The 13,894-nt window shown below is 43.1% G+C and carries 9 protein-coding genes; 7 read left to right on the top strand and 2 right to left on the bottom strand.

What is annotated here, in order from left to right; all coding sequences use genetic code 11:
- Nucleotides 1–299: 299 nt before the first annotated feature.
- Nucleotides 300–1,676: a glycerophosphodiester phosphodiesterase family protein gene (locus MHN32_RS20745; protein WP_239422684.1), complete on the top strand. Its 1,377-nt coding sequence runs from the start codon at nt 300–302 to the stop codon at nt 1,674–1,676.
- Nucleotides 1,677–1,730: 54 nt separating this feature from the next.
- Here MHN32_RS20745 and MHN32_RS20740 read toward each other — a convergent pair whose 3' ends face one another.
- Complete coding sequence (locus tag MHN32_RS20740; protein ID WP_239422683.1) at nt 1,731–3,131, bottom strand: hypothetical protein; 1,401 nt, start codon at nt 3,129–3,131, stop codon at nt 1,731–1,733.
- 256 nt (nt 3,132–3,387) lie between these two features.
- Here MHN32_RS20740 and MHN32_RS20735 point away from each other — a divergent pair, with 256 nt between their 5' ends.
- Together MHN32_RS20735 and MHN32_RS20730 are read left to right on the top strand one after the other, a co-directional pair.
- Nucleotides 3,388–5,133, top strand: coding sequence for a methyl-accepting chemotaxis protein (locus MHN32_RS20735; protein ID WP_239422682.1), 1,746 nt, complete (start codon nt 3,388–3,390; stop codon nt 5,131–5,133).
- Between the two features lie 391 nt (nt 5,134–5,524).
- Complete coding sequence (locus MHN32_RS20730; RefSeq protein WP_239422681.1) at nt 5,525–7,906, top strand: TonB-dependent receptor; 2,382 nt, start codon at nt 5,525–5,527, stop codon at nt 7,904–7,906.
- Between the two features lie 687 nt (nt 7,907–8,593).
- On the opposite strand, the gene dgt is transcribed toward MHN32_RS20730, so the two are convergent.
- Complete coding sequence (dgt, locus tag MHN32_RS20725; protein ID WP_239422680.1) at nt 8,594–10,117, bottom strand: dGTPase; 1,524 nt, start codon at nt 10,115–10,117, stop codon at nt 8,594–8,596.
- A gap of 312 nt (nt 10,118–10,429) precedes the next feature.
- On the opposite strand from dgt, the gene MHN32_RS20720 reads away from it, so the two are divergent.
- The 4 genes from MHN32_RS20720 (at nt 10,430) to MHN32_RS20705 (ending at nt 13,784) form a co-directional block, all read left to right on the top strand.
- Nucleotides 10,430–10,777, top strand: a complete 348-nt coding sequence (locus MHN32_RS20720) for a hypothetical protein (protein WP_239422679.1) — start codon at nt 10,430–10,432, stop codon at nt 10,775–10,777.
- Between the two features lie 277 nt (nt 10,778–11,054).
- A complete protein-coding gene (locus MHN32_RS20715; RefSeq protein WP_239422678.1) occupies nt 11,055–11,825 on the top strand; it encodes a hypothetical protein in 771 nt (256 codons plus the stop codon).
- Nucleotides 11,826–11,849: 24 nt separating this feature from the next.
- Nucleotides 11,850–12,203: a hypothetical protein gene (locus tag MHN32_RS20710; protein WP_239422677.1), complete on the top strand. Its 354-nt coding sequence runs from the start codon at nt 11,850–11,852 to the stop codon at nt 12,201–12,203.
- Between the two features lie 339 nt (nt 12,204–12,542).
- Nucleotides 12,543–13,784: a UPF0149 family protein gene (locus tag MHN32_RS20705; protein WP_239422676.1), complete on the top strand. Its 1,242-nt coding sequence runs from the start codon at nt 12,543–12,545 to the stop codon at nt 13,782–13,784.
- Nucleotides 13,785–13,894 lie beyond the last annotated feature (110 nt).

Genomic DNA, 13,894 nt, shown 5'->3' with positions numbered 1-13,894 from the left:
TTACGCACCAATAGCTGGCTATTGGAAGTGAATTCAACGCAGTTAGCGCTAAAACTGGCTGCTAGAAAGGCATTAATTATCCGCAGCTCAGGTTAATTAATCGCTTAGGTAATTATCTCGCATCTAAGAGTCTGTTAACTGCAGGCTCTTTTTCTTTATATTCAAATTACACAACCATTATCCAGTCAAGGGAGTTATATTTAGTTAAAAATATGTAACTAAAAAATCATGATTTGTTCCCGTAATCGTAATACAAAGCGTCTAGCGTAAGCCTTCTTTAAAATAATAATGGTATTACAATGAATAAGATAAGCGTTTGTTCTGCGATCGTAGCTGCATTATTACTGAGTGCATGTGATGATGATTCTGTGGAGGTTGTACAGGTTGAAAAGCCGGTGATCACAACGGAGACTGAAATAAAAGTCGTTGAAGTTCCGGTAATTGTGGAAGTGCCAGCAGGTAGCGCAAGTGCCATGCAAGTGGGCACACGTCCTGATTTCTTGATTCAAGATATGGAAGACAGTGCACTCAAAACCAAGCTTGAGCAGTGTGCTAACGGACCTTTTTATAAAACAGACTTTTCAATTGGACACCGTGGTGCGCCAATGCAGTTTCCTGAACACACCAAAGAATCTTATATTGCGGCAGCTAAAATGGGTGCTGGGATTTTAGAGTGTGACGTCGCTTTTACCAAAGACAAAGAGCTGGTTTGTCGCCATTCACAATGTGATTTACACACTACAACAAATATTTTAGCAACGGATTTAGGCCAAAAATGTACAACACCATTTGTACCAGGCGATCCTGAAAATGGAATTGCAGCCCAAGCGATGTGTTGTACCAGTGACATTACTTTGGCTGAGTTTAAGACATTAAAAGGTAAAATGGATGCCGCAAACTCAATGGCCACAACCGTAGAGGAATATATGGATGGCACGGCAAATTGGCGCACCGATTTATATTCGAGCCGTGGCACTTTAATGACCCATGCCCAGAGTATTGAGTTATTTAAAAGTTTAGGCGTGAAAATGACGCCAGAGCTGAAGACTCCGTCTGTCGCTATGCCTTTTGACGGTTTTACACAAGAAGCCTACGCACAAAAAATGATCGACGAATATAAAGCTGCAAATGTAGATCCAAAAAATGTCTGGGCGCAGTCATTTAATCGTGACGATGTCGTCTATTGGATAAAAGAAAATCCAGAGTTTGGTGCACAGGCAGTGTATTTGGACGACAGATACGAAGCGCAAGCAGTAGACAATGAAACCATGGTATCAGCAGAGCAAATCGTGCATAACCCAGAGCTACTTTCACCAACGATGGAAGAGCTTGCAGCGGATGGTGTTAACATTATCGCACCGCCACTTTGGATGTTATTAACCGAAGAAGGGGGGAAAATCGTTCCCTCACCATATGCCAAAGCTGCAAAAGCAGCAGGGCTTGGGATCATCACTTGGACACTAGAGCGCTCTGGTCACTTAGCTAGCGGTGGTGGTTGGTATTACCAAAGCATCAACGGAAGTCTGTCAGGTGAGGCGATGATAGATAACGATGGTGATACCTTTAAAGTGCTAGATGTATTGGCCAAAGAGGTTGGCGTAATCGGCGTATTCTCTGATTGGCCAGCAACGACCACTTACTACGCAAGCTGCATGGGCATGCCTGCCAGTATTTAATATTATGTAAAAAAGGAGGGGAGCACTTCCTCCTTTAATCTATTTTTTGATAAATTATGGAAAGGTTGGTAAAAAGTCAAAAAGATACTGATAAGTAGGCGCTAGAGATTTGGTATTGGTTGTAACGCTATCAAGAGCGGTATTAAATGCTTCTAGTTGGTGTAAAACGAGCTTTTGTTGGGCGAGTAATTGTGTTTCTAGCGCCTTTAGTCTTAACTGAGATGCTAATATGTCTTGTTCATCAGTATAGCTGTTGAGATTGTCTAATTCTTCTGTGTACGCATTTTGAATTTTGTTCAAGTAATCAACGTATTTCTCGTTGATAGCTTCAATCCATTTCTTGCTTGCAGCTGTCTTTTCGTCTTTGAGCGTTAAAAGTAAAGCTTGCAGATGTGGTCGTTCTTCAGCTTTAGCATAAAATGCTTGGACTAAATTGCTTCCTAAAGTGGCGAGTTTTGTGTCAAATTGTAGCGCCATTGTCTTTTCTGGTTGAGTCGATTTGGATTCGGAAAAGCTTTGGAACTTAAACTGCTCAGGTGTTTTTCCCTGTAAAATCTCTTCTACATGGCGACTTTTATAGAGCGACTTAGTCATTAAATCTAAGCCAGGATTCTCTACTCTCTCGATGGCTGATTCAGCAGCTTCCAAACCCGTTAAAATATTGCAAGCACCGTGATAGTGTATGGCATCAGCGATAGCTGCTTGCAGCGTATATTGTGTTGTATTTTCACTTCGCCTAGCGTTCAACTTTGTTCGTAACTCATTTCGTCTAGCTGTTATCCCCTTAGTGATCACTTGAGCTGCCTGACTTGCCAGATAAGCTTGGTTAAACTCAGCCCTAACACCACTCGTTATTCCTGCTAGGCCAGAAAGAATGCGGTTGCCTACTTGGTTCGTAAAAAGCGCCCCAGCACCGCCTAACACTGTTGTTAAGGTACCTAGCATAAAATTATTGCGTGACTCAGTGCGTTTTAAGTACATCCTATAGACATTACATCTTTGTTCAGATGCCGCGATGATCCGATCTTGTAGTTCATTTCTTATTTGTTGCTGAGTGTGTTGGTCATTTTTACTGTATAGGTCAAAAGCGTAGTCTAGTCGAGCCCTAGCTAGAATACAGGGTTTGCTCCCGGGGTCACTGTTTTGCTCACAATGCAAATTTTTATCAGTTAATATGGGTTTATAGTTGACAGCTTTCTCTACTTTTCGACCTCTTTGATGTTCCGCCGTCTCTACAGTGTATCCATAGAGATAAAATCCATTATCATGTTCCCATTTTTGTAATTTTTTGTCGTCCGCGATTTGTCTAGCTAAATCGATCGTAACAAACTCCGCATGCGGAAAAAGTTGGGAAGCTCCAGCCATATTGATGCGGCTATCTCCAATATACGAATATTCGGGGTTGCCACTACAACCAACAAGCAGTACAGAGAGCGCAACAATGGTATATTTCATAGCATATTCCTTATAATTATCATTTGATATACGATCCTTAGACTGCAGGATTAAAGAGGTAAGCTTAATTTGTGCTTTTGTAACTATAGTGAATTAAATGTAATTTTAAAGTTTTGAATGAGTGTTGGTTGCCTTTAAAGGATGCCGTGTTTTGCTGAGCACTTTCTCAGCTTTGATCTGTTCCCAATTTCAAACTAGAAGAATCTCACCCTCTGCACTAGTCTTTATTGTGAACGCTTCAATAAAGGCTAGAATCATGAAGTTAAACTCTATCCGTATCCTCATGACCACTATATTCGGTGGCATTATTGTTTTTGTCGTCATCGTTACCTTATTGGTTGTTAACATGTACAACGCCTTGCTTGATTTTGAGCAAATGGCGGACAACCGATATAAAGCTTATCAACTGGCCGACGAATTAAGACAAAGCTCCGACGATTTAACGCGATTGGGCAGAACTTATGCGGTAACTGGGAACGATAAATACGAAAAGATGTATATGGATGTATTAGCGATCCGTAATGGTGAAAAGCCAAGGCCTGAAGGCTACCATAAAATTTATTGGGATTTGGTGCTTAACTATGGTGAGAAACCAAAACCAGACGGTCAGCGAGAAGTATTACTCGATGCCATGAAAGCGGCGGGCTTTAGCCAAAAAGAGCTCAACTACTTAAGTGAGGCACAAGCCAATTCCGATGGCCTTGTTGCATTAGAAGTTGAAGCCATGAACGCCGTAAAAGGTAAGTTTAAAGATAGTGCCGGTAATTACACCATTCAAGGCGAGCCCGATTTGAACAAAGCGGTTAAGCTTACCCACAGTGATGATTATCATCGCTATAAAGCCAACATCATGAAGCCAGTTGAATCGTTTTTTACTGAACTTGAAAGCCGCACCAAACAAAATGTTGTGCGAGCTCACAGTGCTGTAGAGTCTTATGTTTTGTGGGCTATGATGATGTTAGTGATAACCGTATGCTTCAGTTTATTTGGCGTGTACTTAGTTCGTCGTCGTATCGTGAAACCGATAGAGTTACTTGGTAGGACTTTTGAAGAGATAGGCAGTTCAAACGATCTTAGAAAAACGGTAGACGAAAGCGGTGCAACTGAGATTAAAGCGGTGGCCAATATCGTAAATCGTATGCTCAGTAGCTTTAAAAATACAGTAACGAACATCGGCTCAGCGGGTGGCGCGATGTCGCAATCTTCCAAAGAAGTAGCGCACTTTATTCGCAGTAACAAAGAGATAAGCGAAGAACAAAATGCCCGTCTCGAAACCATCGCCACGGCTGCGGAAGAAATGACCGCAACACTCAATGAGGTCACGTCCAGCACAGTGAGTACCGCAGATTATGCCAATCAGGTTGAACTTGAAGCACAGCGGGGGATGGAAGTGATGTCGCAAACCAGCCAGCAATTTAGTGAGTTGTCAGTGCGCTTTGACGAAACTGCTAATATTATCTCAGAGTTGACTGAGCAAAGTGACCAAGTGTCAAATGTAGTGAGCGTTATCCAGGCTATTGCGGAGCAAACTAACCTGCTTGCATTAAATGCTGCTATCGAAGCGGCAAGGGCGGGAGAGCAAGGCCGCGGTTTTGCTGTTGTTGCAGATGAAGTAAGAACCCTTGCACAAAGAACCCAAAAATCCACAGAAGAAATTCGCGATATCATCAACCAGCTGCAAACCAAAGCGGGGAGTGCGAATACCGCCATTCAGCAAAGTCAGCACCAAGTGCAAGCGACGGAAGAGCAGGTGATGGTATCTTCCGAAGTGCTCGACAGCATCTTTGAAGCTGTAAGCAAAATCAAAGATTTGACTCAGGGGGTTGCTACCGCCTCACAGGAGCAGTTATCGGTAACCGAAGACATTAACACCAATATCAATGGCCTGAGTGATATTTCTAAAGAAGCGATTAAGCGGATGAATGAGTTTATGGCCATTGTTGAGCAGTTAGAGCAAACCAGCCACCGTCTCAACGATAATGCGAGGGAGTTTACTGTTTAGCACGTAGGAAGCACTTTACACGGTGGTCTCTTCTTTACTGATCGCCGCCTAAAGCGCCTCCCACGAAGGGCTTGAATATGTGGTAGGAGAGGATTTACTCCGCGATTTTGTCTCTAATTATCGCCGCGTAAAGCGGCTCCCACCAAGGGTTTAAGTATGTTGTAGGAACGGATTTACTCCGCGATCTTTTCTCTAAAAATCGCCGCTTTACGCGGCGATCTCTTCATGAGCAAGACTAAGAAAAATCAATAAACCTACAACGTCCCTTAAATGTGATCTAAATCAAAAATGCAAATGAGATTAATTATCAATATTTTTGACTTTTGTTCAGTTTCCATTTAGAGTACTCGCCAAAATTTACTTTAATGCAATAAATTTTGGGATATTAACAATGACAAACACGCCTTTTAAACGTGGTGTACTCTCTGCTTTGGTGCTTTCTGCCCTTAGTCCTGTTGCTTTTGCAGATTTAGTAAAAGCGCAGCCAGATATGGAACGCATCGTTGTAACTGCAACCGGCTTTGAGCAAAAAATACCAGAAGCACCAGCGAGTATTTCAGTGATCACGGCTGAGGATATTCAAGCTCAGTCCTATACGACTTTGCTTGATGCCGTGAAGTACCAAGAAGGCGTGGACATTGGCACAACTCGAGATAAAACCGGCCAAGGCAGCGTGAGTATGCGTGGTTTAACAGGTGAATATACGCTACTTCTTATCGACGGTAAGCGTCAAAACAACCACGGTGATATCTACCCAAATAATTTTGGTGGTAACGCGTTTAACCATATTCCACCTAAAAGTGCCATTGAGCGTATTGAAGTCATTAGGGGACCTGCCTCTACACTTTACGGTGCAGATGCGATGGGCGGCGTAATCAACATTATTACTAAAAAGTCAGTAGATGAATGGACTGGCAGCATCGATTTTGGCCGAAGCCTACAAACAAACGACCAGTTTGGTGATGACATTACCACAGATTTCAGTATCTATGGGCCTTTAGTTAAAGGTTTACTCAACTTTTCTGCTCGCGGTAGTATTTATGAGCGTCAAGCATCAAACCCTGAGTTTGCACCTGCAACCGATCCAAATGGTGAGTTGCATCATCGTGAACTCGGTTTTGGTAGTGGTGGTAGAACGGTTGACAACACCAATACACAACTTGGCGCGACGTTTGTATTCACTCCAAATGACAACCACACAGTTACTTTTGATTATGATATCTCAAATCAAGAGTACGATAATACACCAAACTATGACGTTGAGTCGGGCAAAATTACCTATCCGCTTGGCACCAAAGACAACATCGAATCAATCTGGCAAGACCGTCGCGGGGTGGTAAATCCACGTGCAGGTTATGCGGCAGATCAAGAATTTGACAGAAGCTGGTGGTCACTAACGCATCAAGGTACATTTGGTGATATTGAAACCTTTGTGTCATTGGCGTTTGTTGATACCGATAACAATGGCCGTACTATGCCGCTTTCTGTTGCAGAGCGTAAACTACTACAAGCCATGTACGATGGCAGTGGTAAATATGCCGATATGGAAGAAGCAGAACGTAAAGCGCTTGCTGAAAGCACATTCTTACCACGTCCAAAGCGTACACTTAACAGTAACCAATATACGTTAGACGCGCGAGTGGATATTCCAGTTGACAACTTACTTGGCGATCACGTGTTTGTTGTGGGCGGTCAGTGGGTTGATGGTGAATTACAAGATGGCGTATTTGGTATGGAGTCTGGCGTTGCTCAAGGCGTTCAGGAACACCAAATGTACTCGCTATTTGTAGAAGATAACTGGAGCCTGAGCGATCCGCTAACAGTTACAGTGGGTGTCCGTCATGATAACCACGATGTATTTGGTAGCCAACTTTCTCCGCGTCTATACGGTGTGTATGAGCTGTCTGACGATTGGACAGTAAAAGGCGGGATCAGCACCGGTTATAAAACGCCACAAACGACTGACCTATACAATGGTATTACCGGCTTTGGTGGTCAAGGTACGTCGCCGTTTGCTGGTAACCCAGATCTTGAACCAGAAACTAGTGTAAACAACGAAGTAGCATTGTATTGGACGCACCCAACAGAGAACCACAATTTTAATATCACTTACTTCTCAACAGAGTTTGACGATAAAATCGCCCGTGGTGACACCATCAAGAGCTGCTCTGCAACCAATGGTGTAAAACCATGCGTGAATTTGGGCGTATACGACGAGCTTGGTTACGATACTTACAGCCAAAAAATCAATATCGACAAAGTTGAGATCCAAGGTATTGAGCTTGCAGGTCGTTACCAGTTCACAGATGCAGTTTCACTTTACGCGAACTACACTTGGACTGACAGCGAGCAGAAGAGCGGCCCTCAAGAAGGTCAACCACTAACCAATACCGCTGAACACATGGCAAATGCCACGGTAAACTGGCAAGTAACAGACGAGTTCTCACTAACGCTAAATGCTGAAATGCGCTCTGATCGTTACCGTGGCTGGGACAATAATCTAGACAAAGCCATGTACTACAAAAACTACAACCTACTGCACTTAGGTGCTAAATACACCTTTAACGACAACGTTACTGTATTTGCGCGTATCAATAACTTATTGGATGAAGACTTTACGTCTTATAGCACAGATTACAACGACTTAAACGGTGATGGTAAATACGAATACCTAAGCGGCCGTGGTGTGGTAAGTGAAGTCGTATTTAGCGACGACTACAACGTAAAAGACAAAGCCCGCAATATTTGGTTTGGTGTAAACGTGACGTTTTAATATCCATGTAAAGCACTACTAGATTACAAAACTCAAAGGAGGCGCAATTTGCACCTCTTTTTATTGCCACTTGTGTAAGAGCCGCTTAACGCGGCGAGCTTTTCTCCACCTTTTAGCTCGCTCGTAGCAGCGGCTTTACGCCGTGACAGACATCTGTTTTAGCAGAATAAATCCGCTTACTACCATGTGTAGGAACTGCTTTACGCGGCGAGCTTTTCTCTACCTTTTAGCTCGCTCGTAGCAGCGGCTTTACGCCGCGACAGACATCTGTTTTAGCAGAATAAATCCGCTTGCTACCTTGTGTAGGAGCCGCTTTACGCCGTGAGATTTTCTCCACCTTTTAGCTCGCTCGTAGCAGCGGCTTTACGCCGCGACAGACATCTTTTCTAGCAGAATAAATCCGTTTACTATCTTGTGTAGGAGCCGCTTTACGCCGTGAGATTTTCAACAATATCGTGGGGTGAACCCACTCTCACCGCATATCGTTATCGCAGGTTAACTCCTCAAATGCCACCGGTGGTGGGAGCCGCTTTACGCGGCGAGCTTTTCATCAAGATAGCGGAGTAAACCCACTCCCATCACACAACACTGCCGCTAGATAATTGCCCAAATGTCACCGCTGGTAGGAGCCGCTTTACGCGGCGATCTTTTCAACAAGACCCGGGATCACTCCCTCAACCATTAACCTCAATCCAATGCGGTTAACGTACGATACGTATCATAAGCAAACTGGTCGGTCATACCGCTAATAAAATCCTGAATAAGGCGGCAGCGATAATAAAACTCAAAAATCGGCTCGGCTTGCTCAGCATCACTAAGCTTCACCAAGGTCTCGCGGTATACCGCAACATACTTTTTGGAAATTCGATTAATCAATCGCGACTCTATCGCAAAGTCATGGTCGCCATTTAATGCTGCGTTAAACTCGTCGGCGTGTAAATCAAGCACTCGCTGATATTCATTCAATATGCTGCTGGTGATCTTATAACCTTGAAGCTCCAACTGCTCGACTTCTTTATTCGAGAATACCTTGTTGGCCGCGACCGTTTTCAGCGATTTTACAATAGCATGAAGGTGGCTGTTATCCTCCAGTAACGAAGCATTAAAACTCCCTTCGTAAATCGCTTTAATATTATCGATAAAACGCGTTTTGGCATGTTCTGCAAGCGGGTGCAACAACCCCACGCGGAGCCAAATAAAAAACTCATTATCAAAATTCGCCATATGCTTGCTGGCTTTGTCATTGGCATAGTGCAGTTTTTTACTCATAAGCTCTAATAGCTTGTCATCGGTGATCCCAAACCCTGCCGCGATATTCTGATATTCCTCTATTAAACAGCCCGTTAACTCATCTACGCTAATAATGCCTTTTTCTACAGCGTCTTCCATATCAGCAAGGCAATAAGCAATATCGTCAGCCGCTTCCATGATATAAGTCACAGGATGGCGATTACCCACTTGGATCTGTAACTTGTCGCATAGCTCACTAACAAACCCACTTTCACTAAAATAGTATCCCGCTTTCTTTTGCAAATAAGACTTATCAATGGCTACGGTTGATTTAGGTGTAGTCGCGCAGCGGGTATATTTCATCACAGTGGCACATTGTGAATAGGTAAGGTTAAGCCGAGAAAGTGTATGAATAACGCGAATGGCTTGGGCGTTACCCTCAAAACTACAAATATCGAGCAGTAACTCCATTTCTTGATTCAGCACCGCCAGATCCGACGCTTTGCTCTCCTTTGAGCCATACCTAAGCGCCGCTCGAGCACTTTTTGCAAACTGTTGATGCTGGCTCAAATAGCGTTTAAACCAATCATTGATAGCGGCCTCGCCAAAGTGACCAAACGCAGGGTTACCAATATCGTGCATTAAGCAGGCCATTTCAGACAGGGTGACCAAACACTCAGACAAATCCACCTGCTGGCCGTTTTTATCTTCATATTGCAGCAAATCTTGCCTACCTTGCTGCACCAGCGCATCAACAATTTTTTTAGCAATGTAACGGCCGTTTTGTTGCACCTCAAGCGAGTGCGTTAAGCGCGAACGCACCGCAGCATTGCGCTCAAGCGGAAACACTTGGGTTTTTTGTTGCAGCCGTCTAAGCGCAGCACTGTTGATAATACGCCCACGGTCGCTCTCAAGGCTACTCGCTTCACTGCCACCGGTATTATAAGAACGCTCGTTTGTTATTTTATTTTTGAAGTGCATGCGACTTTCCTGTTGAAACCCAAGCTACATTTCCAATGTAGGTGAATGTGGAAAAGTTGTAAACCGAATCGGCACCTCGCATAGCCAGCCTACAAGCAAACCTTCATATAAGGTAAGGTAGCGCAGGATCTCTACACCGAAGTAACAACAGGCAAAACACCGACTAAGCCAGTAAAGTAATAAAAAGAGACTGTAATTCTTTGTAACAGGCTAGCTTATCTATAGCTGTTATTTCTACGGGCTTGGTTTAACCCTAGTTTTAATAGTTTGGCAAAAAATATCTAACACTTTGGTGGTAACCACTACAGCTTTTTGAACAAGTCTTATGCACTTTTTGATACACACTCTCCTAGAGACCTAGTTGCTAAGTTAAATAGAGATAACCAAGTAGTACAGCTGCCACAATTTCCTAATTTAAAAATTGCCTGTGGCCACTTTAAAACTGGTGAAAGTAGTGAAATGCCCTTCATGCCAGCTCCATCGGGATGTGGAAAAGTTGACCTTGAAAAACACTTCTTAGCTCATGCTCGTGGTCACTCTATGAACGGTGGTAAATACCCGATCTTAGATGGGGATTTGCTATTACTCGAGCGTATCACGGCGAACAATGCAGACTCGATTACAAATACCATGATCGCCATAGAACGATACCTATTATAGTGGCAAGAAATCCAGAGTATGAAGTAATGAAAGCCAATGAGGAGTTTGTGACGTTTGCGTGATTGAGAGAGGTGTAGAGACTCTCTGAGAATTAGCGCAGCGTAGATATGAGCTATTAGCGTCAAAGAGGAGCTGGTTAACAACCAGAGAGGTTTCTCTATCAACATAACGGGTGATAGGTTATAGCTTGAACTCTATGTAGATGGATTGTAAATTGATTTATCGATAAAAACTTTGGTTGTATTTCACAACTTTAGTAACTAGGACACTCAAACAAATGGATGGCTCAGCGTCACAACAACGCAACACAGTAAAAAAAGCTGCTTTATTTTCATTTAATAAATTTGTTGCTTTTACCGTTTTTATAACCAGTATCGTTATTGGTGCTTATGCAACTGATCTTGTTGAGATAGTGAAGGCCTACGTGCTTTATTCTGGTAGTAGCTTGATTCGCTTTATACCAATTTTGGTGCTTAGTGTGGTGATGATAAGTTATTTGTATTATCAATTTGAGCGAGCTGGACTAAGCACTTTTAGGAGATTCATAAAGTCAATTTCAACTGTGTTTGTATGCGCAACATTTTTTTCAGCAGGGATGTTTCTAAAAGATCCTTGGATATCACTTTCCATGTTCAACGATGAGTACGATGGCCCCGTCAAAACTTTTCAACACTACGCGGGGTTTGAAGTAAAGAAGGATAAATGTGAAAAGCGCGGTAAAAATCTTACTTGCTCCTTTTACGCTATTAATCTGCTTCCTCGTGATAATGCTTTTAGGATTAGAAATAAAAGTTATGCGATTGACCACAAAGATAGTCAAGCTAGATTACTTGCATACTATGTAGGTGAAAAGCGATATGGTAGTTATAACTCTGATTACTTTACTGTGCCTGTAGGAAGTAAGCGAATGTTTAAAATGGAGTTTGAGCTCTCATCGGATGAAAAAATGGTATTTGCTCCGTACTTGTCAGTAGTACTGGATGCAGAACATCATGAAGAAAAGCATCTCAACTTTAGATCTATGGATGTTGTGGACTATGTTCAGTAGTCCGTGATTTTGCAAAGGTGAATTATGAACCAAGCCCTTAAATTTTTACTGTCCGTTATGGTCGTCATCGTGACTTTTGTCGTGTCAGCAACCTTGGCTGGGATGTTGGCGGAGTATGCGGGCTGGTGGAAGAAGCCGGTGATAGGCGGTGTAGCAGCGGCTTGTGTGGTGTTGTCGGGTTATATAAGTGCGCCGACGTATAAGCTGTATTCTGCGGCGGTATGGCTGTTGATTGGTGCAGCTGTAGCTTGGGTGATGTCGAGTGTGTTTATGTATGCTGAGGATGCCGACACCTCAGTGCCTTTATATGTGACCTACGCAAGTGGTGTGTTTGCTTTGGCGCTTTGCTGGGGTTTGGAGCGTCGAAAGGTTGTGTGAGGGATTGGTTTTCTGGAATTAGGCGTAAGATATCGCCGCGTAAAGCGGCTTCTACCAGAGGGAGTTTGTTGTGGTGGGAGCGGATTTATTCCGCGATGTTTTATGTAAAGATCGCCGCGTAAAGCGGCTCCTACCAGCGGGGAGCTAGTATGGTATGAGGGGATTTATTCCGCGATGTTTTATGTAGAGATCGCCGCATGAAGCGGCTCCTACGTGAAGTGGTTTTTACCAGTGGGATCTAGTATGGTGGAAGGGGATTTATTTCGCGATGTTTTTTGTTGAGATCGCCGCGTAAAGCGGCTCCTACCTACTTATTCAATTGTTAAAGGAATATTCAATATGACTCCAAGTGCGTTACGCAAAGCAGTTAATGCCTTTTCTCAAGATACTCAGCATCAACCGGATTATTATTTTGTTGAAGGCTATTTGATAGGCAAAGTTGCCATTAATGATATTGCTGAAATACACGAGTGGTTGCCTGAGCTCTTTGGTGATTACACGGCTATTTACCGTGCTCAGTTAGAGGCTTTAATGGATTTGCATGAGCAGTGTGTTTCAAGCTTGGATGGAAAAACTTATAAGTTGCCAAAAGAGTGTGCGCTCTCTAAGCAAGACTTTGCTGCATCATTAGCAAAGGGGGCTCCGTTACCGAGCTTTTGTCTTGGTCTGCTTAAGGCGTTGGATAAAGTATCTTTTGAGAACTTGTCACTAGAGCAAAAAGGTGCGGTAAGTGAATTACAACAACAGCTCACCGGATTTACAAGCTTAGATGCAGCAAAGGCGGCGTTTTCACACGCTGAGCCTATGATGCCTTTTGAGCGAGAGGCTCATGACGTAAAGCGTTATTTGGCAGGCGCGATTATGGAGTTAGGGGATACTTTAATTTGGGATCCTGAGTTAGACAACGAGCTCGGAGCATTTGAATTTGACGAAGATTTTGATGAAGAACAAGAAGAAATAAGAAACTCACTGATTGAGAACTTACTCAAATTGACTCACATTGATTCAATCCCTTTACTTGACCAGTTTATCCTTAATGAAGAACAAGACTTTATTACGCCTGATTATATTGAGGAAAATCAAGGCAATTTTTGGCTTATCCACGAAACCAGACCTTATATGTTTATTCGTTACCATAAAGCATGGATTTACTTTTGGGCAGACAGAGTACAAGAGGCGGTTGATGAGCTAGACGTGCTGCTGCGACTTAATCCAAACGATAATCAAGCCTGTCGATACCTGTATGTGAACGGTTTAGTCATCTTAAAACAGTGGGATAAACTACAAGCTTGCCTTGATGAATATGAAGAAGAGAGTATTTTTATGCTATCTGCAGAGGCGCTGATGCATTTTGCGCAGGGTGGCGAGAGCAAAGCTTTGAATGAGCTAAAAGCGACAATCAAAGGGTACAATAAGCACTTTATCAAGATGCTTACAGGTCAAGAAAAGACTAAGCAAAAAGAGATATATGGCTACACATTGGGTTCAAAAGAAGAAGTCTTAAGTTATATAGATTGTGGTGGCAAAAAAGCCTGGTTAAGCGTTGAAGGAAGCCTCTTTTGGCTGCGTAAAAAATCATAGCGGACTTTGGATAAATTAAGCAAGTAGAGATGCAAAGCTAAGAGCTGTTCACCGGTGAAGTTGGCCTTCACCGGGGTTATCGACAAGGTTTTCTCGCCTCAAAATAGTTC

Origin of the sequence: Pseudoalteromonas sp. Of11M-6 (assembly GCF_022347905.1) — a bacterium.
In the GTDB taxonomy this organism is placed as follows: domain Bacteria; phylum Pseudomonadota; class Gammaproteobacteria; order Enterobacterales; family Alteromonadaceae; genus Pseudoalteromonas.
The sequence above is the reverse complement of the archived record's forward strand: the minus strand, read 5'-3'. Positions and strand labels throughout refer to the sequence as shown.